The organism is Klebsiella sp. R390, from assembly GCF_051131745.1.
Lineage (GTDB): Bacteria > Pseudomonadota > Gammaproteobacteria > Enterobacterales > Enterobacteriaceae > Klebsiella.
The window spans coordinates 4,915,350-4,936,255 of record NZ_CP180445.1 but is presented as its reverse complement, the minus strand read 5'-3'; the positions used below and the strand labels follow the sequence as shown (position 1 = coordinate 4,936,255).

Sequence of the window (20,906 nt, the reverse complement as noted above, 5' to 3'; positions counted from 1 at the left end):
GCGCATTGGCGTGCGAATCCAGGCGTGACGCAGAACCTTACGGGTCAACGCCCTACGCGAGTGATTCGGGACACCATTATTTCCCGGGGGGTTTACTGACGTAAAACCGAGGGACCCATTCGCCGCCTTAATGCATCCTGGATGATTTTGTGTATAGGTAACTAAACGATTGCGTAGTGCACTCAACTTTTTATCACATTTTTTTCATATGCGCCCACCAGATTTATGTGCAAAATCAGGCCCGTGAAATTATTGATATTATTATCAGTACATGGATTTACGCAGCGTCAGCATTTTGGCGCCACTGGAAAGGTAAAATTTCTCTATGATTAACGATCGCCAGCCCCGGGATATACCACAAGTTCTGCTGTCGGTACTGTTCTTGTCCCTGATAATTATCTCCTGCTTATGGGTGGTGCAACCTTTTATTCTGTCTTTCGCCTGGGCCGGTACCGTGGTCATTGCCACCTGGCCGGTGCTGCTACGCCTGCAGCGTGTGTTATTCGGCAAACGCGCCCTTGCGGTGCTGGTGATGACCGTATTGCTCTTTTTATTGTTCGTCATCCCCATTGCATTGCTGGTCAACAGCCTGGTGGATAACAGCGCGCCGCTGATAAAACTGATCTCGACCGGGAATGTCACGCTGCCAGATTTTGCCTGGCTCAATAGTGTTCCACTGATCGGTGACAAACTCTACGCAGCCTGGCACGGCCTGCTGGATATGGGCGGCGCGGCCATCATGGCTAAAATTCGTCCCTATATCGGCACCACCACCACCTGGTTTGTCGGCCAGGCGGCGCATATTGGCAAGCTGCTGGTTTACTGTGGTCTGATGCTGCTGTTCAGCGCCCTGCTGTACTGGCAGGGTGAAAAGGTTGCCTACGGTTTCCGCTATTTTGCGACCCGTCTGGCGGCTAAACGCGGCGATGCGGCAGTGCTGCTGGCTGGTCAGGCGGTTCGTGCCGTGGCACTGGGCGTCGTGGTCACCGCGCTGGTCCAGGCCGTGCTCGGCGGGATTGGTCTGGCCATCTCCGGCGTGCCTTACGCCGCCTTGCTGACCGTGGTGATGATCTTCACCTGTCTGGTGCAGCTGGGGCCATTGATTGTGCTGATCCCGTCAATTATCTGGCTCTACTGGACCGGAGATACCACCTGGGGCACGGTGTTGCTGGTGTGGAGCTGCGTCGTGGGCACCATGGATAACGTTATCCGCCCGATGCTGATTCGAATGGGCGCCGATCTGCCGATGATCCTGATTCTTTCCGGCGTTATCGGTGGCCTGATCGCCTTCGGGATGATTGGTTTGTTTATCGGTCCGGTGCTGCTCGCCGTCTCCTGGCGCCTGTTTGACGCCTGGCTGCATGAGGTTCCGCCACCGCCAAAAGATCCGGATCAGGTGCTCGCCGAACTGGAAGAGCTCAATGCGGTGAATAACCGCTGCGAGAAGTAAAAAATGAGGCGGGGAAACCCGCCTTAAATATAAGAAAATCTAATAAAAACACCCTTAACTTTCACGTTCATCGCCGTAACTTCCCTCATTCTCGCAATCATACTTCACATCAATTTAACTATTGAGATGAATCCGATCGACGCATTAATCAGCGATATCTACTATTAGGGCACGGTTATGAATCAATACATTGATTTATAAGCATGGAAATCCCCTGAGTGAAACAACGAATTGCTGTGTGTAGTCTTTGCCCATCTCCCACGATGGGCTTTTTTTTATCCTGTTGCGTCAGATTTTTGTGATGGCGACCGGTCTTCAGGGTCACAGGCCGCCTCCCCCGAATAAATACCTGAACGATTAACTTACCTCGCAGCGGCTCATCATCTGCCAGTTTTGCGGTAGTTCGCGCACCTGACCGCCTACCGTCACGGTGGCTGTACCGCGGATATCCGCCGAAGACGCCCCGATCTGCAGCTCAAATTCACCCGGCTCGACGATGCGTTTGCCATCACGGCGGGTGAAGTTCAGCATGTCTACCGGCACGGAGAAGGTCAGCGTGGCGCTGGCACCGGCGTCAATCGTCACCCGCTGGAAGGCTTTAAGCTCCTGCAGCGGACGCACCATCGACGCCACTTTATCGCGGACGTAAAGCTGGACGACTTCGCTCCCGCGACGTTCGCCGCTGTTGCGTACCGTGACCTGAAGAGCGATTTCCCCGTCCGACGCTACCTGAGCCGCCAGTAATTTGGGCTGACCGTACTTAAAGGTGGTCCAGCTTTGCCCGTAGCCAAACGGATAACGTGAGCCAAAGTGGAAGGCAAACGGTGTTCCGCCGCTTTTGAGCTTGTGGTTGTAGTAATAGGGCATTGCACCGGCGCTTTTCGGCACGCTGACCACCAGTCGTCCCTGCGGCTCCTCGCGTCCGGTAAGCACGTCGGCGATGGCCCATCCGCCCTCCTGTCCCGGCGCCCAGGCCATCAGCAATGCCGCCACGCGATCTTCAAGCCCTTGCAGGTGATAAGGCCGCCCGCCGGTCATCACCACAATCACCGGCTTGCCGGTGGCCACCAGCGCCTCCAGCAGCTGCTGCTGTACCCCTGGCAAATTCAGACTATCGGTATCGGACCCTTCGCCTACGGTTCCGCTCTGGAACAGCCCGGCCAGATCGCCCACGCAGGCAACGATGACATCGCTTTCCTGGGCCACCCTGACCGCCTCAGGGATCAGGCGGGTATCGAACGACACCGGCGACGTCTGCATCGGTTTACCGCCGCTGTCGCCGGGGAAGACCGGTGCCCCCGCCATACGCTGTTCGATGATATGACAGCCTTTGGCGTACTTGACCCGCGCCTCACCCAGGGTGTGGCGCAGGGCCGCCAGCGGCGTGGTCACCTGAGATACTTCATCAACCATATCGCTAATAATCAGGTGTACCGGAAAACTGTAGCCGCTAAGCAGCGCCAGCGGGTCGTCGGCGGTGGGTCCCACCACCGCGACCCTCGGCTGCCCTTTCAGCGGGAGGATGCCGCGGTTTTCCAGCAGCGTCAGCGAACGTGTCGCGACGTCACGCGCCGCCTGGCGTGCCGCAGGTGACTGCAAAGTAATGCCGGCCACATCGGTATAAGGCTGCTCAAACAGGCCAAGCCGGAACTTCTCCGTCAAGGTTCGACCGACAATTTCGTCGATTTTCTCCAGGGAGATCAGCCCCCGCTCCAGCGCCTGCTGTAGATGGCGCGCGCAGTCATCTTTCGGCAGTTCGACATCGAGACCGGCGTTGAAGGCCAGCGCGGCGGACTCCGCCGCATCATGGGCAATACCGTGGTGCTGATGCAGCAGACTGACGCCGCCATAGTCGGCCACGATAATGCCGTCAAACCCCCACTGTTCGCGCAGGATGGTGGTTAACAGGAAGTGGTCGCTGTGCCCGGGCTGATTATCAATATCATGGTAGGCTGGCATCACCGATCCGGCATTTGCCAGTTTGACCGCCATCTCAAACGGCAGCAGGAAGGTATCGTTAAGTTCGCAAAATCCCAGATGCACCGGTGCGTGGTTGCGGGCGCCTTCACTGAACGAGTGGCCGACGTAGTGCTTCAGGGTTGCCAGCACATCGCGCTTTTCCCCCTGCAATCCTTCGACATAGGCACAGGCCATGACGCCAACCAGCCACGGGTCTTCACCGAACGTCTCTTCGGTGCGTCCCCAACGCACGTCGCGTGACACATCTAACACCGGCGCCAGCCCCTGCTTACAGCCGGTCGATCGCGCTTCAGCGCCGATTTCCCGCGCCGCCCGCGCCACCAGCATCGGGTCCCAGGTCGAACCATAGTTAAGCGACGAGGGGAACAACGTCGCCTCTTTGCACAGCAGTCCCACCAGGCACTCTTCATGGAACAGCGCCGGGATCCCAAGCCGGGTCTCCTCGACCAGCATTTTTTGCAGGCGGTTGGCCGCGCGCACGCCGCTTTGTGCCGTCACGATGTGGGTCCCTAGCGGGCGGGTTATCTGCCCGACGCCGAGCGTTAAGCGTTCGGCCAGGGAAGTCTGCACGCTGACGCCAGCAAACTCATCGCTCATGTCGCTGCGTTCCCGGTGTTCGCCATCCTCCGACAACACCAGCCAGTAGGCGTGCATCTGGGCAATTTTCTCGTCCAGCGTCATGCGCGACAGTAAATCTGCGACACGTTCCTGAATCGGGCGATGGGCATCCTGATAGATTTCGGTCATACAATTACTCCTGTAAGGCGGTATTCAGCGCCGGTTTCGCGGTTTCAGTGAGGTTGGTTTCGCGGCGAAGGATAAGCTCGCGGGCAATGCTGTCCGCCGTGGCGCTGTTGAGCTTGTAGAACACCAGCAGCAGCGCCATCGCGATAAACAGAATCGCAGGGATCAAGGTGAACAGGGTATTAATGGTGCTCAGCACCGCCGCCGACTGGGTCGTGGCATTAGGGATATAGTCGACAATACCGAGGACCCACCCCACCACCGCGCCCCCCAGCGCAAGGCCAAACTTAATGGCGAACAATGCCGTGGAGAACACCAGCCCGTCGAGGCGACGGCCGCTGCGGTGCTCTTCGTAATCCACCACGTCCGAAAACATCGTCCACTGCAGTGGCGTAGTCAGGTTTTGAATAAAGCTAAAGACCACGTTAACGCCAAATATCAGCCAGACCTGATTCGCCGGGATAAAGAAAATAGCCGTAGCAAAACAGACGAAGGTAATAATTGTCCATTGATAGGCACGTACCCGGTCGAATTTACCCAACAACCGTTCAGATAATAATGCCCCGAGCAGAGCCGCAATCATTCCGGAGACAATAAACGTAAACACCATATCCGGGCGCTGCATCACGTACTTGACGTAATACATGGTCGCCGAACCGCGCGTAACAACAGCCGTTAATAATAAAATATTAAAGACGAAGATGATTCGCCACTGGCTATTGCCGGCCAACAGTTTGAGGTCCTTTAATAATGAACCGGAGGTATCACGCGGTGGCGTATAGCGCTCACGTGTGAGGAAAAAGCAGCTAAAGAAAAGCACGATGCCAAGCAGTCCCATCAGGCTCATGGCATAAAAATAGCCTTTCTGCGCATTCCCGGCCCCCAGTTGAGCCACCAGCGGCAGCGCAATCACGGTAACAATCAGGCCGCCGATAAACGACAACGCAAAGCGCCACGATTGCAACGAATGCCGTTCGTGCGGATCCATAGTCAGGGCGCCAGGCATCGCGCAATACGGGACGTTAATTGCCGAATAGATAAAGCTCAGAATGGTGTAGGTCAGGCAGGCGTAGATGATTTTTCCGGTTTCGCCGACGTCAGGAACGTAAAAGGTGATGATGCAACTGACACCAAAGGGAATCGCAAACCACAGCAGCCAGGGACGGAACCGTCCGTGACGAGTCTGGGTACGATCTACCAGCGCGCCAATACAGGGATCGACCACGGCATCCACCACCCGCACGACTAAAAACATCGTGCCCATAATCGCCGCTGGCAGACCAAAAACGTCGGTATAAAAATAGGCCAGAAACAACGTGGCGGTTTGCCACACCAGCGCGCTGGCCATATCGCCAAGGCCGTAACCAATTTTATTTTTTATCGTCAATACAGAGGAGATAGTCATTATTATCCTTCCACGCAAGATAGCGTTTATCACTAAGTCGTTAGTATCAGAATCCGATGACGCGCTATCAGTATTGAGAATGTCCGGCAAGGCAACAATTGTCGAAATTCACTGCGTGATTACGATATTTTGTTTTTTTCTGTTTATGTGACTGACTGCAAATATGCAGATATGAACCAGGAAGTGAAAATAAAAAAATCCCCGTCATTACTGACGAGGATTTTGTGGTTTTAACGCAGGACTTATTTATTCAGTTCAGCCAGGCCAAGCCAGGTTTGCACAACGGTGTCCGGGTTGAGGGACAGACTGTCGATCCCTTCATCCATCAGCCACGCGGCAAAATCTTCATGGTCTGACGGGCCCTGCCCGCAAATGCCGACATATTTACCCTGTTTCTTCGCCGCGCGAATCGCCATCGACAGCAGCGCTTTCACCGCGTCGTTACGTTCATCAAACAGCTCAGAAACCACGCCGGAATCGCGGTCCAGACCCAGCGCCAGCTGCGTCATATCGTTCGAACCGATAGAGAAGCCGTCAAAATACTCAAGGAACTGATCGGCCAGTAACGCATTCGATGGGATTTCGCACATCATAATGATTTTCAGGCCGTTCTCACCGCGCTTAAGCCCCTGACGCGCCAGCTCTTCAACCACCGCTTTCGCCTGGGCAACGGTACGCACGAACGGCACCATGATTTCGACGTTGCTCAGTCCCATATCGTTACGCACGCGCTTAACCGCATCACACTCCAGTGCGAAGCAATCGCGGAAGCTATCGGAGACGTAACGACCGGCGCCGCGGAAGCCAAGCATCGGGTTCTCTTCTTCCGGCTCATAACGCTCGCCGCCGACCAGGTTGGCGTATTCGTTAGATTTAAAGTCAGAGAGACGAACGATCACGCGCTTTGGATAGAACGCCGCACCGAGGGTAGCGATCCCTTCGGTCAGACGACCGACGTAGAACTCTCTCGGTGAGTCATAGCCTTTCATCAGCTCGCGGATTTCGTTCTGCAGCGTCGGCTCCTGGTCATCAAACTCCAGCAGCGCGCGCGGGTGAACGCCAATCATCCGGTTGATGATAAATTCCAGACGCGCCAGACCCACGCCTTCGTTTGGCAGACAGGCGAAGTCAAATGCGCGATCCGGGTTACCGACGTTCATCATGATCTTCAGCGGCAGGTCCGGCATTTCACCGACGCTGGAGCTCTTAATGCTGAAGTCGAGCAGTTCGGCGTAGACGTAGCCGGTATCACCTTCGGCGCAGGAGACGGTCACGTTCTGGTTTTCCTGAATGCGATCCGTCGCGTCACCGCAACCCACCACCGCCGGGATCCCCAGCTCACGGGCGATAATCGCCGCGTGGCAGGTACGGCCACCGCGGTTGGTCACGATCGCCGAGGCTTTCTTCATGATCGGTTCCCAGTCCGGGTCGGTCATGTCGGTCACCAGCACGTCGCCCGGCTCGATACGATTCATTTCACTGATATCGTGAATCACCTTAACCGGACCGGCCCCAATACGATGGCCGATGGCGCGGCCTTCAGCCACCACCTGACCTTGCGCATGTAGGGTATAGCGCTCCATCACCTGACCGCGAGAACGGACGGTTTCCGGACGCGCCTGCACGATAAACAACTCACCGGTGTGGCCGTCTTTCGCCCATTCGATATCCATCGGACGGCCGTAGTGTTTCTCGATTTGTACCGCCTGGACGGCCAGCGCCTGCACTTCCGCATCGGTTAACGAGAAAATGTCGCGCTGTGCTTGCGGCACGTCTTCGATACGCACCTGCTTGCCATGCTCCTGGGTCGGCGCGTAGATCATGCGGATCTTTTTCGACCCCATGGTACGGCGCACGATCGCCGGGCGGCCAGCGGCCAGCGTCGGTTTGTGAACATAGAACTCATCCGGGTTCACCGCCCCCTGCACCACCATTTCGCCGAGACCCCAGGCGGAGGTAATAAACACCACCTGATCAAAACCGGACTCGGTATCAATGGAGAACATGACGCCGGACGAGGCGAGGTCGGAGCGTACCATCCTTTGAACCCCGGCGGACAACGCCACGCCGCGATGGTCATAACCCTGATGCACGCGATAGGAGATCGCGCGATCGTTAAACAGTGAAGCAAATACGTGCTTCACGGCGACGAGCACGGCATCAAAGCCCTGCACGTTGAGGAATGTCTCTTGCTGCCCGGCGAAGGAGGCGTCCGGCATATCTTCCGCGGTGGCGGACGAGCGCACGGCAAAGGAGGCCTCGGCATTGTCAGCGGACAGCTGTCGATAAGCATCGCGAATGGCGTCTTCCAGTTCGCTCTGGAATGGCGTGTCAATGATCCACTGACGGATCCGGGCGCCCGCTTTCGCTAATGCGGAAACGTCGTCAATGTCGGTTTCATCCAGCAACTCATAGATGCGCTGGTTAACACCGCTTTGGTCCAGGAATTGATTAAAAGCATCAGCGGTGGTGGCAAAGCCGTTCGGTACGGAAACACCCATACCGGACAGATTCGTAATCATTTCACCAAGGGAGGCATTTTTGCCCCCAACTCTGTCTACATCATTCATGCCGAGTTGGTTATACCAAAGCACCAGCGGTGACGAGCCATTGTTGGACATCGAGACAATCCTTTTGTGATTTAATACCAGTGATAAAAAACTCACGATCAACTACGGGATTTATCCTGACATATTTATGCGGCTGAAAAAAACGGTGAATCGTTCAAGCAAATTATTTTTCCTGTTTTAGGACAGTTCCAGCAATATACCTAAGCCAATGATTCTGCTGAAATCTGCTGCAATTTGATACAGGATGCAGAAAAAACAGAAAACTGAACCATCCTTTTCATTAAAAATAAAAATACCGTTTCATTTTTAAAGTGAGACAAGCCGAGGGGGGATATGCTTAAATTTAATATCTGCTTTCAGGTAATTAATCTTCTTATACCGGATGGTCAAAAATGGAAAGTGCTGTAGATCGCCACGTATTTTATATTTCTGACGGTACTGCCATCACGGCAGAAGTGCTGGGGCATGCGGTAATGTCGCAATTTCCTGTTGCCATCAGCAGCTTTACCCTGCCGTTTGTCGAAAACGTCAGTCGCGCGCGGGCCGTCAAGGAGCAGATTGATACCATCTACCAGCAGAGCGGCATCCGTCCGCTGGTATTCTACTCCATCGTGATCCCGGAAATTCGCGATATCATCGTGCAAAGTGAGGGATTTTGTCAGGATATCGTGCAGGCGCTGGTGGCCCCGCTACAGCAAGAGCTGCGTCTCGACCCGACCCCCATCGCCCATCGCACTCACGGCCTGACGCCGGGAAATCTCAATAAATATGATGCTCGTATCGCGGCCATCGACTACACCCTCGCCCACGATGACGGTATTTCGTTACGTAACCTCGATCAGGCCCAGGTGATTCTGCTCGGGGTTTCCCGTTGTGGTAAAACCCCAACCAGCCTCTATCTGGCCATGCAGTATGGTATCCGGGCGGCAAACTATCCGTTTATCGCCGACGATATGGATAATTTAATCCTGCCGGCCTCCCTTAAGCCGTTACAGCATAAGCTGTTCGGACTGACCATTAACCCGGAGCGCCTCGCGGCTATCCGCGAAGAACGTCGCGAAAACAGCCGCTATGCTTCGATGCGCCAGTGCCGGATGGAAGTGACCGAAGTGGAAGCGCTCTACCGCAAGAATAAAATTCCGTGCCTGAATAGTACTAATTATTCGGTCGAAGAAATTGCGACTAAAATCATGGACATCATGGGGCTGAATCGAAGAATGTACTAATGCGCTAGTACATTGGAGGAAATTTGTTTATGCTATCACTCGTGGCCTATACAGGATCATGACCTGCTCTTGCAATAAGCAGAGATTGGTTTATCGTGATGCGCATCACTTCCCGGCATTTTCGCCGCGGAAGAAACAGATTTTTTGAGACCCCAATGAATAAAACAGACGAATTGCGTACCGCGCGCATTGAAAGCCTGGTGACGCCCGCGGAACTGGCGCAGCGCCACCCGGTGTCTGCCGATGTTGCGGCACACGTAGCCGCCTCTCGCCGTCGGATAGAAAAGATCCTTAATGGTGAAGATCGCCGTCTGCTGGTGATCATCGGCCCCTGCTCCATTCACGATACTGAAGCGGCGATGGACTATGCCCGCCGCCTGCAGGAGATGCGTGAGCGTTACCAGCCACAGCTGGAAATAGTGATGCGCACCTACTTTGAAAAACCGCGAACCGTAGTGGGCTGGAAAGGGTTAATTTCGGATCCTGACCTGAATGGCAGCTACCGGGTGAACCATGGTATCGAACTGGCACGCCAGCTGCTGCTGCAGGTGAACGAGCTGGGCGTGCCCACCGCAACCGAGTTTCTCGATATGGTGACCGGGCAGTTTATTGCCGATCTGATTAGCTGGGGCGCCATTGGCGCGCGTACCACCGAAAGCCAGATCCACCGTGAAATGGCCTCGGCGCTCTCCTGCCCGGTGGGCTTCAAAAACGGCACCGATGGCAACACCCGAATCGCCGTTGACGCCATTCGCGCCTCTCGCGCCAGCCATATGTTCCTGTCGCCAGATAAACAGGGGCAGATGACCATCTATCAGACCAGCGGCAACCCGTATGGCCATATCATCATGCGCGGCGGCAAACGGCCGAATTATCACGCAGAAGATCTTGCCGCGGCCTGCGAGGCGCTGCGCGAGTTTGACTTGCCGGAACAGCTGGTGGTGGATTTCAGCCACGGCAACTGCCAGAAGCAGCACCGTCGTCAGCTGGAAGTATGCGCCGATATCTGCCAGCAGATCCGCGCAGGCTCCACCTCAATTGCCGGCATTATGGCCGAAAGCTTCCTGCTGGAAGGCACCCAGAAGGTGGTTGCCGGACAGCCGCTGACGCGCGGGCAGTCGATCACCGATCCTTGCCTGAGCTGGGAAGATAGCGAGCGTCTGCTGGCCGAACTGGCCGCCGCGACCGCTACCCGCCTGTAGTTCACGTATCGCCCTGTCCCTGCCACTCTGTGGCAGGGCTGTTTCCCCCTTCGTTGCGCGCAATTCCCTCGCTAACGCCCCCCCAAATATAGGGTTTTCACAAATAACGCTTGCCGTGAAAATTAACATTACTGATAATGATTATCATTGTTGCTTTTATTTTTATTTTGGTGCTATGACGCGAATGGATAACACTGCCACAGCAGAAAAAACAAAAGACAATGCCCCTTACCCCGTGCCGACGGATCGTAAGGTAAACAGCCGCACGCTGCTTGGGCCAGAAGGCCGGGTGGTGATTGAACACGGCGGTCAGCACTATTTGCTGCGCCAGACCCATGCGGGAAAACTGATCCTCACCAAATAAGCCCTCTCCAGCTACTCGGGCGGAGAAGGCACTTAGCGCGGCATCAGCTTGAGCAACTGACCTCGAGATGCCTTCCCCAGTCGGGTGGACGGTTAACATAATCGTCCTGCCGGTCGCTAAACGGCTGGGTTAATACCTCATGCAGACGCGCTAGTTCCCCCATATCCCCCTGTTCCGCCTGCTCAATAGCACGTTGTGCTAACCAGTTTCGTAACACCAGCGCCGGATTAATACTCTGCATGTGCTGCTGACGCCGGGCGTCATCAATCTGCTCGTCACGCAAACGCGCACGATAGCGCTCGAACCAGCTATCAAAGCCTGCCCGGTCGATAAATTCGTCGCGCAGCGGCGAAGCGGCGCTGTGCTGTTCGCTGACGCTGAGCATGCGGAAGGTACGGGTATAATCGCTGCCCTCATGGATCATCAGGGCGAACAGGCCATCCAGCAGGTCGTTGTCGCCTTTCTGCTGGCTAAACAGACCCAGTTTGTCACGCATACGGCGGCCATACACCGTCAGCAAAGCATGCTGATAGCCGTCTAGCGCCGCATTCAGCGCCTCAACCGCAATGAACGGCGACAGCGACTGCGCCAGGCGCTGGAGGTTCCACAGGCCAACAGCCGGTTGATTCTCAAAGCTGTAGCGCCCCTGATAATCAGAGTGATTACAGATAAAATCAGGTTTGAAGTCATCGAGGAAGCCGTAAGGGCCATAGTCCATGGTCAGGCCAAGAATCGACATGTTATCGGTATTCATCACCCCGTGGGCAAAGCCTACCGTCTGCCAGCTGGCGATCATCGTCGCCGTTCGCGTGACAACGTCACGGAACCACAAAACATATTTATCCGCTTCATCGATCAATTCTGGCCAGTGATGGCGGATCACATAATCCGCCAGCTGCTGGACTTTCTCCGGCTCGCGGCGGTAGTAGAAGTGCTCAAAATGGCCGAAGCGCACGTGGCTCTCGGCAATACGCATCAACATCGCCCCGCTCTCGAGGGTTTCGCGCTGTACCGGCGTATCGCTGGTGACCATGGCTAAGGCGCGGGTCGTCGGGATCCCTAAGGCCTGCATCGCTTCCGAGGCCAGACTTTCACGAATCGTTGAGCGCAGTACGGCCCGCCCGTCTCCCATTCGTGAATACGGGGTCAGCCCGGCGCCTTTCAGGTGCCAGTCGACGCGACGACCATCAGTCAATTGCTGCTCGCCGAGCAGTATCCCCCGGCCATCGCCCAGTTGACCGGCCCAGGCGCCAAACTGGTGGCCGCTGTAGACCTGCGCCAGCGGCGACATGCCGGGCAGTAACGTTTCACCGCCCCACACGCCAGCGCCCTGCGCCGGGTGGAACAGAGCATCAGGGACGCCCAGGGTTTGCGCCAGCGCCGGGTTATGCCAGATAAGCCGGGCATTGTGCAGCGGTGTGGGCGCGAGCGCAGTATAGAAATCCGGCAGTTCATCACGCCAGTGGGTAGTAAAAGACAGGGTCATGGTTCCTCCTGTCTCCAGTGTAGTGCCTTCAACAAGGTATTAACACGGGTGAACCGCAGGGTTATCCACATAAAAAAAGGAAAGCTCACGCTTCCCCTTTCACGGCATCCACGATACATACACGATGCTATATTCTGCGTGCCTGCCAGAATTTCTTATTCCAGTAGACGTTATCCAGTGAAGAACGTGTTACGCCCTGGCTGGTAGAGGCGTGGATAAACTGATTATCGGTATCGTAGATCCCCACGTGCAACCCGCTGTCACCGGAACCGGTTTTGAAGAACACCAGATCCCCCGGCAGCAGGTCGCTTTTATCAATTTTGGTGCCGACTTCCGCCTGTTCACGCGTTTCGCGCGGTAGCTGCATCGAGAACTTATCGCGGAAGGTCATCACTACGAAGCCGGAACAGTCCACGCCGCGTGGTGACATGCCGCCGTAGCGGTAAGGCGCGCCTCGCCAGTTGCGCAGCTGCTCATTGAGGTTGGCGATAACGGTGATGGAATCTGCCAACCGCGGATTCGGCGGCGGCGCCCGATGGTGGCTACAGCCAGCCAGAAATAGCGCCGTCAATAAAATGAACCACAAACGCATCTCAGACGATTCCTCTGTTCCCTATGATTTCGTCAGGATAATTTAGCTGGTTTATCAATACACTGGCAAGGTAGCATCGTGCTACTGTGATGCAACGAGCATAAAATGACCAGCAACCGCAATACGCTCAAAGGGAATGTCGTAAGCGGCGATCAAATTCTCTTCGGTTAATACCGCGCATGTTTCACCACAGGCGATCGCCTGCCCGCGACAGATCAGCCACGCCCGCTGCGCGTGCCGCAGGGTATGATTCAGATCGTGACTGCTCATCACCACCGCTACCCCCGCCTCGCACAGCCCGGCCAGTACGCGGTCAAGTGCCGCCTGTTGTGCGACGTCAAGGCTGTTCATGGGTTCATCCAGCAGCAGCAACTGCCCCGCCGGGTTGGCCTGCGGATGGACCTGCAGGATCACGGCTGCCAGACGCACGCGTTGCCACTCCCCGCCCGACAGATGGCCGACCTGACGCCCGAGCTTGTCGCTCAGGCCCAGCTGCGCGGCAACCGTGCCGAGCACTTCGTTTTGCACACCGTTTTGCAGATGCAGCGACAGATAGTGCCAGACCGGCATGGCGAAGGGCGGCGCCTGGTGTTGACTCAGATAGGCCCGGTGCCGGGAGAGTTCCTGGGCCGGCCACTGCGTCAGCGGGCGTTCATTGAAGAGAACCTGTCCGGGGCCACTGCTCAGCCCCGCCATGCGCATCAGCAACGTGCTTTTACCGGCGCCATTTGGCCCCACCAGATGCACCATTTCTCCAGGGCGAACCTGCGCGCTAAACGGCGCCAGGCGTCCGGCCTCTTCGACATCTTCAAGCTGCATCAAAAACGGCATTATTTCGCGAGCGCCCCTTTAATGGCGGCAACCAGCTGCGGATCGTCCGGGGTCATATCCGGCGAGAAACGCTGGATAACCTGACCATCTTTACCGAGCAGGAATTTTTCGAAATTCCACAAAATGTCGTTGCTGTTGACCGGTGCGCGACCTTTGCTTGCCATCCGCTCGTAGAAACCGCTACCTTCCGGGGCCACGGCCTGGGGGGCTGCATCGACCAGTTTCTGATACAGCGGATGACGATGCTCGCCATTGACATCAATTTTGCTGAACAGCGGGAAAGTCACGCCGTAGGTGGTGCTGCAGAAGGTTTTAATCTCCTCTTCGCTCCCCGGCTCCTGGCCCAGGAACTGGTTGCACGGGAAACCAAGCACGGTAAATCCGTCTTTTTCAAGATCCTTCTGCAAAGTTTCCAGTTGCTCATACTGCGGCGTCAGACCACATTTTGACGCCACGTTCACGATCAGCAGTACCTGACCCGCGTAGCCCGCCAGCGTCGTTTTTTCGCCATCGATAGTGGTGACTTCCGTATTCAGAATATCGTGTTGCATAGCCTTCCCTCAGTCGATAAAACCGGTTTTTGTTTAAGGTGATCCCTATCTACTGTAGCGGATTCACGGCGCGCTATTGTACTTTGAATCCGCTATCGGTGACACCGCACCGACCCTCTGGCAACATGAATTCCTCTCAATATGGTCGGCAGGCAATTCAGTGTACAGTGTTAAATGGATGTAATAGCATTTTCTTATGGACTAATTTGAGAGAGTTTTTGAGATGAAAAAGTTGTTAAGTTCGGCGTTAATCGCTGCATCGGTGGTGTTGTTATCGGCCTGCTCTCCTGACGATAACAACAAGGTGAAAGTGGCGATCAACACCGGTCCGGATGAAGCTATCTGGAAGGTCGTTGAGCAGGTTGCCAAGGAAAAATACAACCTCGATGTCGAGGTGATCTCCTTCAATGATTATGTGCTGCCTAACGAAGCGTTAAATAATAAAGACGTGGATGCTAACGCCTTCCAGACGCTGCCATACCTCGAGGCACAGTCAAAAGAGCGTGGCTACAAATTTGCTGTCGTCGGCAAGACCTTTGTCTTCCCGATTGCCGCCTATTCGCGCAAAATTAAAAACCTCAACGAGCTCCCGGATGGCGCGACGGTGTCTATCTCGAATGAAACCACTACGCTGGGCCGCAGCCTGCTGCTGTTACAGGCGCAGGGCTTAATTAAGCTCAAAGACGGCGTCGGCTATCTGCCAACCTCGCTGGATATCATCGATAACCCGAAACATTTGAAAATTGTTGAAGTGGACACCCCGCAGCTGACCCGTACGCTGGACGACCCGAACGTCGCGCTGTCGATTATCAACACCAACTTCTCGGCGCAGGCGGGGCTTTCTGCCGCTCGTGACGGTCTGTTTATGGAAGGACCTGACTCGCCGTATGTCAATGCGATCGTCTCTCGCGAGGACAACAAAGACAGCAAGAAGATTCAGGAGCTGACCGCGGCCTTCCAGACCAAAGAAGTCGCGGATAAAGCGATGGAAGTCTATAAAGGTGATGCCATCAAAGGCTGGTAATCCCTGTGCTGGCGCGGCGGCCCGCGCTGCGCCAGCGTACTCGAGCGTTTTTGCTTAATGCGAATGAACAGATTTCAGTAACAGCCAGATAAAGACCGGCGCCCCCAACGTCGCGGTAACGACCCCGATCGGCAGTTCCGCCGCCGACAGCGCCAGGCGGGCAATAATATCCGCCCCTAACAGCGCGCTGGCGCCGCTGAGCACGCAGGCAGGTAACAGGACGCGGTGATCGCTTAATCCGCAGAGTCGCAGAATATGGGGGATAACCAGACCAATGAAGCCAATCGCCCCCGCCAGCGCCACGCTTACCCCCACCAGCCAGCCGGTTGCGACCACCAGCAGCCGCCGCCATAACCACAGCGGTAGACCCAGCTGACGGGCCGAGACTTCACCCAGCGCCAGAAGATTCAGCGCTTGCGACTGCAGGCATCCCCAGACCAGCACCGGCAACAGCGCCAGCATCAGCCAGAGCTGCTGCCAGTCCACGCCGCCAAACCCGCCCATCATCCAGTACATCAGCTGACGCAGGTCGAAGGAGGTCGAAAAGTAGACCGCCCAGGTCATCAGCGCGCTACAGATGATCCCCAGCGCCACCCCCGCCAGCAGCAGGCGGCTGGTTGAAAGATGGCGGCGGGCAAAACGCAGTAGAATAAAGGTGATCAGCAGCGCGCCGGCAATGGCGCACAGTCCCAACGCCCAGCCCGGTAGATAGCCTTTCCCCAGCAATACCGCGGCAATTAACCCGACTCCGGCGCCGTTAGAGACCCCAAGCAACCCCGGCTCCGCCAGCGGGTTTTCAAAAAGCGCCTGCATAATGGCCCCGGAAAGCGCCAGCGCACCGCCCACCAGCAGCACCGCTACGGTGCGCGGCAGGCGGATCTGCCAGATAAACAGCTGCCCTTTGGCGCTGAACCACTCTTGCGGGCCGATCCATTGTTCTCCGGCGCAGAGGCTGACGACGACCATGGCGAGGAGCAACAGCAGTAAAGCAATAAGCCAGCGCCGACTGCGGCGCTGTTGAATCTGAGCAAAGGTCAGCATAATTTCCGTGACGCAAGAAAGAGATGCCGTTGATTTTACGGTGGGGATCCGGGGGAGAAAAGCAAAACCTCCGTCGACAGCATTTATCGCGGAGGTTTCGGGGAGCGCGGCGCCAGAGATTCAGGCGCGTCGCGCAACGTCTGAAGAGCGGTTACACCAACACCTGGAACAACAGTGCAAAGAGGATAATATTGGCGATAACGATAGCCCAGCCGTTATAAAGCATATATTTGAGATGCGTCGATTGCGCCAGCCCCATCTGACCAAACATATCCGAGGACGGGAACGGACCAAACCAGTCAACCTGCGATGAGGCCAGCAGCACCGCAGTGGTTCCCTGCGGCGGCACTCCGGCAGCCATCAGCATCGGGCCAAAGATTTTATGGGTAAAGGTCATCTGCGCCACCGCCGCACCGGGCACGTGGCCAATAATATTAAACGCAAAGATACAGAAGCACAGCCAGGCCGGCGAGATCCCCTCCAGCAGCGGCTGGGTATAATCCAGCAGGCCCTGGTAAGCATGGAGTCCGTCCATCAGCTCAAGGATCGGGTTATACAGCCAGTAGAGGATAAACATCCACACCAGACGACCGCAGCCATGATACAGCGCCTGCAAAATCTGCGTAGGCCGCAGCCCGCCGACCAGCCCGGTGATCAGCGCCACCAGCAGCATGACAATAATCGCGAAGCTAAAACCGGCTTTAATTACCACCCCAATCACCGCCATCACGATGATCGTTGCCGCAAAGGCCAGGGCGCTCAGCTTCTTGCGGCGAGAGACGGCGGGGTTCTCTTGCTCCTGGACTTTTTCAGACAGGTCAACTTCATAACTCAGTTTGCCTTCGGTCATTTTCTGAATCCGCCCCGCCATCACCCAGCCGGCCAGCAGGGTTACGGCACTCATTGGCAGCCCGACATATAGCAGGTAATCCGGGTAGCTCAGCCCCCCGAGTTTGAGGATGGTCACGGTACTGGGGGTAAACGGCCCGGTAAAAAGGCCGATGGAACCGGCGGTCATCATCAGTGCGGCAACCGTCGGCGGCGTCAGCCTGACCGCGGCAGCAACGGGAATAATCACCGCCACAATGATCGCGTTGCCGCCGGCCATCGTGCCCAGCGCCCCGCAGATCAGGATCGACGAGATGACGATGCCAAATTTAACCCGGGTCTGGCTGGAAAGACCAATGCGATGCACCACAAATTTTACCAGTTCCACCGCTGCACCGGTGCGGGTGGCCACTTCGCCGACTCCGGCGCCGAGCATAATAATCAGGCCGACGGTGGCGATAAAAGAACCGGTGGACTTCGCCAGCATCGTGCCCATTTCAGGCAGGCTGGTAGAGGTCATGATCATCGCGATAATAATGGAAGAGATCACCGCCAGCACAATATCCACGCCGACAATCGACAGCACCGCTAATGCGACCAGCGGCGTAAAACTCAGCAAGCCTAATTCCGCGACGGGCTGGTTGTGACACCAGAGCGCAGTCAATAAAAACACCCCTAACAGCAGGCCAATAAAAATATTTTTTCTGGTGATATTTTGTCTGGATATCGGTTTGCCAGAGAGCGTTGAGTCACTCATATAACTCCTTATTGCCAATCAAACCGGCCGTTATTTCAGCGCGGCGTTTCGGACCTGCTCAGAAAATATCCCCCCTCGTTATCGTTGTTGGCTCTGTCGCCTGAGGGGTATGTAGGGTTTACAGATCATGTTCTGAGAATCGGATTATCCGCCTGACGGCGGCGCAGCCAGCGCAATATGTGAACGGTGCGCTGAACGCGGATTAAATTTATGTTAACTTACTGTTATTAGAAAATGACTTTTTATCTGTTCTCTATAACCCTGAGTTAACTCGTCATGAAACTGCGTCACCTGGAAATCTTCCACGCCGTGATGACCTGCGGCACACTTTCTCGCGCGGCGGAGTCGCTTAATATCTCTCAACCCGCCGCCAGTAAGGCGCTCAAAAACGCCGAACAAAAGCTGGGTTTTCAACTCTTTCAGCGGGTTCGCGGCAAGCTGCTGCCAAGCAGCGAGGCGCTGACGCTGTTCGAGAAAGCCCAGAATATCTATCAGGATCTCGATAACCTGCGTCTGCTCGCCGATAACCTGGCCCGTGACCCGAGAGCGAAAATCAGCCTTGGTTGTCTGCCGAGCCTCGGCCTGAGCCTGGTCCCGGAACTGGTCACCGATTTCTATCAGCAAAACAGCAATCTGGTGATGACGCTCAGCACCGAACATACTGAGACCCTGGTCAAAAAACTGGACCTGCGCGAGATCGATCTGGCTCTGACCTTACAGCCCGTTCAGCAAGGAGAGATCACATCCATCGTGATTGCCGAGGTTCCATTGGTCTATATCGACCGGGATTTCCGTCAGAGCCCGGTGGCGATTGACGAAATTGACCAGCAGCGCTGGATCTCGCCCAGCCCCCACTCGCTCTCCGCCGCCATCGCCACCCGCCGTGATTTTTTAACCACCCGCCTGAACGTGCAAACCTATTACATGGCCACCGAGTTCGTGAAACGCGGAATGGGATGCAGCATTACCGATATTTTTTCCGCCCGGCATAATCTCGAACCGGCGCTGATTCACCCTATCGAGCCGCCGATGCTGCTCCCCCTGTGCCTGCTGCGACGGGCGGACGTTTCGCTTAGTCCTATTAGCCAGAAGCTGGTCGATTTTCTCTGCAAGCGACTTCGCCATCAGCTGCAGGAGATTAACCTGGAGTTATACCCTGAAAATAAAAAGTCAATTGCGCCACACCGGTAAATGCTTTGACATAAAGCGCAGGTATTTATCAGTGGCGGATATATCAGGATATGAAAAAGCGCATTGTCATTATCGGCGGCGGAGTGATTGGGCTGGCAACGGCCTATGAGTTAATTAAAGGCGGCCACCAGGTTCAATTGCTGGAGCGTCAGGCACAACCCGGTATGGCGACCAGTTTCGCCAATGGCGGACAGCTCAGCTACCGTTATGTGGCACCGCTGGCCGACCGTGGCGTTCCCCTGCAGGGAATAAAGTGGATGGGGAAAAGCGACTCTCCGCTGAATATGCGTTTGAAAATGGCGCCGGATCAATGGCGCTGGCTGCTACAGTTTCTTCGTGCCTGTAACAGCCAGACCAATAAGGTCAACGGCGACCATATTCTGCGTCTGTCATTATTGAGCCGTCAGGTGATGCAGGAGTGGCTGAATGAGGATAATCTGAGCGACTTTCACTGGCGACGTTCCGGGAAATTAATTGTTCATCGCCGGGCATATGACTTCAATAAAGCCGCCAAAGGTATTAACCCGCAATATCAGCAGGCGCTGAATGCCGATGAGTGTATTCAGCTTGAGCCGGCATTGAAATACATTCACTCCGCGCTGCAAGGCGGTATTTATTCCCCTGGCGATGAAACCGCCGACTGCCAAAAATTCTGCCAGGCGCTGCTTCGCAAGCTGAACGCCAGCCCCAGTTTTACGTTGACCAGCCATTGCGAAGTGCAACAGTTGAATAAGCAAGGCGGCCGTATCCACTCCGTCGACACCAGTCAGGGAACTATTGTCGGCGATGAGTACATCGTGGCGGCAGGTAACGGCAGCGCCCCCTTACTGGCAACGACCGGCGTGCGCGTGCCGCTGTGTGCGCTGAAAGGCTACAGTCTGACCCTGCCCTTCCCGACCACACCCGGTATCGCCCCCGACATCAGCGTGACCGACTACGGCCATAAAGTGGTCTACGCCCGCCTGGGCGACCGCCTGCGCATTGCGGCGATGGTCGACATTGGCTATGACGGCGATGAACTGCGCCCGGAGCGGATCCAGGCGCTCAAAAAGATCGTCACCCGCAGCTTTCCGCAGCTACAGGGCATTGAGGATGCTGAAGCCTGGTGCGGAATGCGCCCTTCGACACCCGCCGGGCCGCCGCTGCTTGGCCGTGCCGGCTATCAGAATTTGTGGATGAACCTCGGTCAGGGGAGCCTTGGCTTCACCCTGGCTGCCGGCAGCGCGGTGATCCTTGCCGCCCTGCTCAACGACGATAACCCTGCTATTTCTCTGGCAGGTCTGACATGGGAACACGCCGTATGACAATCCAACGTAACCACCCGCAGCCCCGACTTTCCGCCAGCGTCGGCTATGGCGATCTAATTTTTTTATCCGGGCAAACCCCAATAAGCAGCGACCAGGACATCCGGCTACAGACACAGGAGGTGTTAGCGAAAATTGATGCGCTGCTGGCTGAAGCCGGGAGTGATAATCGTCATCTGCTTTCCGCGCAGGTGTGGCTAAAGAATATGGCGCGAGATTTTGCCGGGTTTAATGAGCAGTGGGTTGCATGGTTGCCGGAAGGTCACAGCCCGGCACGAGCGGCGGTGCAGGCCGAGATGGCGCGTCCGGACATTCTGGTCGAAGTGATGATAACGGCCGTAAAGTCGTAACGTTCGATGC

Annotated in this window: 17 protein-coding genes and 1 other RNA gene; 9 read left to right on the top strand and 9 right to left on the bottom strand. The window is 55.9% G+C overall.

Features of this window, described 5'->3' with window-relative positions:
* Positions 1 to 325: 325 nt before the first annotated feature.
* Positions 326 to 1,450: an AI-2E family transporter YdiK gene (ydiK, locus tag ACMYSP_RS23085; RefSeq protein WP_434584372.1), complete on the top strand. Its 1,125-nt coding sequence runs from the start codon at positions 326 to 328 to the stop codon at positions 1,448 to 1,450.
* A 171-nt stretch (positions 1,451 to 1,621) separates the two neighbouring features.
* Positions 1,622 to 1,729: antisense sRNA RprA (rprA, locus tag ACMYSP_RS23080), an RNA gene on the top strand.
* A gap of 78 nt (positions 1,730 to 1,807) precedes the next feature.
* Here the strand turns inward: rprA and ACMYSP_RS23075 are convergent.
* From ACMYSP_RS23075 to ppsA, 3 genes are all read right to left on the bottom strand, one after another.
* Positions 1,808 to 4,177, bottom strand: coding sequence for a glycoside hydrolase family 3 N-terminal domain-containing protein (locus ACMYSP_RS23075; RefSeq protein WP_434584371.1), 2,370 nt, complete (start codon positions 4,175 to 4,177; stop codon positions 1,808 to 1,810).
* Positions 4,178 to 4,181: 4 nt separating this feature from the next.
* Positions 4,182 to 5,579 (bottom strand): MFS transporter, encoded by a 1,398-nt coding sequence (locus ACMYSP_RS23070; RefSeq protein ID WP_434584369.1) that lies wholly within the window; start codon positions 5,577 to 5,579, stop codon positions 4,182 to 4,184.
* Positions 5,580 to 5,821: 242 nt separating this feature from the next.
* The gene (ppsA, locus tag ACMYSP_RS23065) at positions 5,822 to 8,200 is read right to left on the bottom strand and encodes a phosphoenolpyruvate synthase (RefSeq protein WP_434584368.1); all 2,379 of its coding nucleotides are present in this window, start codon (positions 8,198 to 8,200) and stop codon (positions 5,822 to 5,824) included.
* Positions 8,201 to 8,541: 341 nt separating this feature from the next.
* Here ppsA and ppsR point away from each other — a divergent pair, with 341 nt between their 5' ends.
* From ppsR to hemP, 3 genes are all read left to right on the top strand, one after another.
* Positions 8,542 to 9,375 (top strand): posphoenolpyruvate synthetase regulatory kinase/phosphorylase PpsR, encoded by an 834-nt coding sequence (gene ppsR / locus ACMYSP_RS23060; RefSeq protein WP_434584367.1) that lies wholly within the window; start codon positions 8,542 to 8,544, stop codon positions 9,373 to 9,375.
* A 155-nt stretch (positions 9,376 to 9,530) separates the two neighbouring features.
* Positions 9,531 to 10,577 carry a 3-deoxy-7-phosphoheptulonate synthase AroH gene (gene aroH / locus ACMYSP_RS23055; RefSeq protein ID WP_434584365.1) on the top strand — a complete coding sequence of 349 codons (1,047 nt, stop codon included), beginning with the start codon at positions 9,531 to 9,533 and terminating at the stop codon, positions 10,575 to 10,577.
* A gap of 184 nt (positions 10,578 to 10,761) precedes the next feature.
* Positions 10,762 to 10,941, top strand: coding sequence for a hemin uptake protein HemP (gene hemP, locus ACMYSP_RS23050; RefSeq protein WP_434584364.1), 180 nt, complete (start codon positions 10,762 to 10,764; stop codon positions 10,939 to 10,941).
* A 43-nt stretch (positions 10,942 to 10,984) separates the two neighbouring features.
* Here the strand turns inward: hemP and selO are convergent, their stop codons facing one another.
* The 4 genes from selO to ACMYSP_RS23030 form a co-directional block, all read right to left on the bottom strand.
* Positions 10,985 to 12,427, bottom strand: a complete 1,443-nt coding sequence (gene selO / locus ACMYSP_RS23045) for a protein adenylyltransferase SelO (protein WP_434584362.1) — start codon at positions 12,425 to 12,427, stop codon at positions 10,985 to 10,987.
* Positions 12,428 to 12,554: 127 nt separating this feature from the next.
* Positions 12,555 to 13,019 (bottom strand): C40 family peptidase, encoded by a 465-nt coding sequence (locus ACMYSP_RS23040; RefSeq protein ID WP_434584361.1) that lies wholly within the window; start codon positions 13,017 to 13,019, stop codon positions 12,555 to 12,557.
* 81 nt (positions 13,020 to 13,100) lie between these two features.
* The gene (btuD, locus tag ACMYSP_RS23035) at positions 13,101 to 13,850 is read right to left on the bottom strand and encodes a vitamin B12 ABC transporter ATP-binding protein BtuD (protein WP_434584360.1); all 750 of its coding nucleotides are present in this window, start codon (positions 13,848 to 13,850) and stop codon (positions 13,101 to 13,103) included.
* The gene (locus ACMYSP_RS23030) at positions 13,850 to 14,401 is read right to left on the bottom strand and encodes a glutathione peroxidase (protein ID WP_434584359.1); all 552 of its coding nucleotides are present in this window, start codon (positions 14,399 to 14,401) and stop codon (positions 13,850 to 13,852) included. Before ACMYSP_RS23030 ends, btuD begins: the two co-directional genes overlap by 1 nt.
* A gap of 223 nt (positions 14,402 to 14,624) precedes the next feature.
* Here ACMYSP_RS23030 and ACMYSP_RS23025 point away from each other — a divergent pair, with 223 nt between their 5' ends.
* Positions 14,625 to 15,425 (top strand): MetQ/NlpA family ABC transporter substrate-binding protein, encoded by an 801-nt coding sequence (locus tag ACMYSP_RS23025; protein WP_434584358.1) that lies wholly within the window; start codon positions 14,625 to 14,627, stop codon positions 15,423 to 15,425.
* Positions 15,426 to 15,479: 54 nt separating this feature from the next.
* On the opposite strand, the gene btuC is transcribed toward ACMYSP_RS23025, so the two are convergent.
* Together btuC and ACMYSP_RS23015 are read right to left on the bottom strand one after the other, a co-directional pair.
* Entirely contained in the window at positions 15,480 to 16,466 is a 987-nt protein-coding gene (gene btuC, locus ACMYSP_RS23020; RefSeq protein WP_434584357.1) for a vitamin B12 ABC transporter permease BtuC, read from the bottom strand.
* 151 nt (positions 16,467 to 16,617) lie between these two features.
* Positions 16,618 to 18,051: a gluconate:proton symporter gene (locus ACMYSP_RS23015; protein ID WP_434584356.1), complete on the bottom strand. Its 1,434-nt coding sequence runs from the start codon at positions 18,049 to 18,051 to the stop codon at positions 16,618 to 16,620.
* Between the two features lie 276 nt (positions 18,052 to 18,327).
* On the opposite strand from ACMYSP_RS23015, the gene ACMYSP_RS23010 reads away from it, so the two are divergent.
* The 3 genes from ACMYSP_RS23010 to ACMYSP_RS23000 are packed head-to-tail and all read left to right on the top strand — an operon-like array spanning position 18,328 to position 20,896.
* Positions 18,328 to 19,242 carry a LysR family transcriptional regulator gene (locus ACMYSP_RS23010; protein WP_434584355.1) on the top strand — a complete coding sequence of 305 codons (915 nt, stop codon included), beginning with the start codon at positions 18,328 to 18,330 and terminating at the stop codon, positions 19,240 to 19,242.
* A 50-nt stretch (positions 19,243 to 19,292) separates the two neighbouring features.
* Positions 19,293 to 20,546 carry a D-amino acid dehydrogenase gene (locus ACMYSP_RS23005; protein WP_434584353.1) on the top strand — a complete coding sequence of 418 codons (1,254 nt, stop codon included), beginning with the start codon at positions 19,293 to 19,295 and terminating at the stop codon, positions 20,544 to 20,546.
* Positions 20,543 to 20,896, top strand: a complete 354-nt coding sequence (locus ACMYSP_RS23000) for a RidA family protein (RefSeq protein WP_434584352.1) — start codon at positions 20,543 to 20,545, stop codon at positions 20,894 to 20,896. Before ACMYSP_RS23005 ends, ACMYSP_RS23000 begins: the two co-directional genes overlap by 4 nt.
* Positions 20,897 to 20,906 lie beyond the last annotated feature (10 nt).

Coding starts and splice junctions, on each gene's coding strand:
- ydiK (WP_434584372.1), top strand. CDS start 326: ATGATTAACGATCGCCAGCCCCGGGATATACCACAAGTTCTGCTGTCG.
- ACMYSP_RS23075 (WP_434584371.1), bottom strand. CDS start 4,177: ATGACCGAAATCTATCAGGATGCCCATCGCCCGATTCAGGAACGTGTC.
- ACMYSP_RS23070 (WP_434584369.1), bottom strand. CDS start 5,579: ATGACTATCTCCTCTGTATTGACGATAAAAAATAAAATTGGTTACGGC.
- ppsA (WP_434584368.1), bottom strand. CDS start 8,200: ATGTCCAACAATGGCTCGTCACCGCTGGTGCTTTGGTATAACCAACTC.
- ppsR (WP_434584367.1), top strand. CDS start 8,542: ATGGAAAGTGCTGTAGATCGCCACGTATTTTATATTTCTGACGGTACT.
- aroH (WP_434584365.1), top strand. CDS start 9,531: ATGAATAAAACAGACGAATTGCGTACCGCGCGCATTGAAAGCCTGGTG.
- hemP (WP_434584364.1), top strand. CDS start 10,762: ATGGATAACACTGCCACAGCAGAAAAAACAAAAGACAATGCCCCTTAC.
- selO (WP_434584362.1), bottom strand. CDS start 12,427: ATGACCCTGTCTTTTACTACCCACTGGCGTGATGAACTGCCGGATTTC.
- ACMYSP_RS23040 (WP_434584361.1), bottom strand. CDS start 13,019: ATGCGTTTGTGGTTCATTTTATTGACGGCGCTATTTCTGGCTGGCTGT.
- btuD (WP_434584360.1), bottom strand. CDS start 13,850: ATGCCGTTTTTGATGCAGCTTGAAGATGTCGAAGAGGCCGGACGCCTG.
- ACMYSP_RS23030 (WP_434584359.1), bottom strand. CDS start 14,401: ATGCAACACGATATTCTGAATACGGAAGTCACCACTATCGATGGCGAA.
- ACMYSP_RS23025 (WP_434584358.1), top strand. CDS start 14,625: ATGAAAAAGTTGTTAAGTTCGGCGTTAATCGCTGCATCGGTGGTGTTG.
- btuC (WP_434584357.1), bottom strand. CDS start 16,466: ATGCTGACCTTTGCTCAGATTCAACAGCGCCGCAGTCGGCGCTGGCTT.
- ACMYSP_RS23015 (WP_434584356.1), bottom strand. CDS start 18,051: ATGAGTGACTCAACGCTCTCTGGCAAACCGATATCCAGACAAAATATC.
- ACMYSP_RS23010 (WP_434584355.1), top strand. CDS start 18,328: ATGAAACTGCGTCACCTGGAAATCTTCCACGCCGTGATGACCTGCGGC.
- ACMYSP_RS23005 (WP_434584353.1), top strand. CDS start 19,293: ATGAAAAAGCGCATTGTCATTATCGGCGGCGGAGTGATTGGGCTGGCA.
- ACMYSP_RS23000 (WP_434584352.1), top strand. CDS start 20,543: ATGACAATCCAACGTAACCACCCGCAGCCCCGACTTTCCGCCAGCGTC.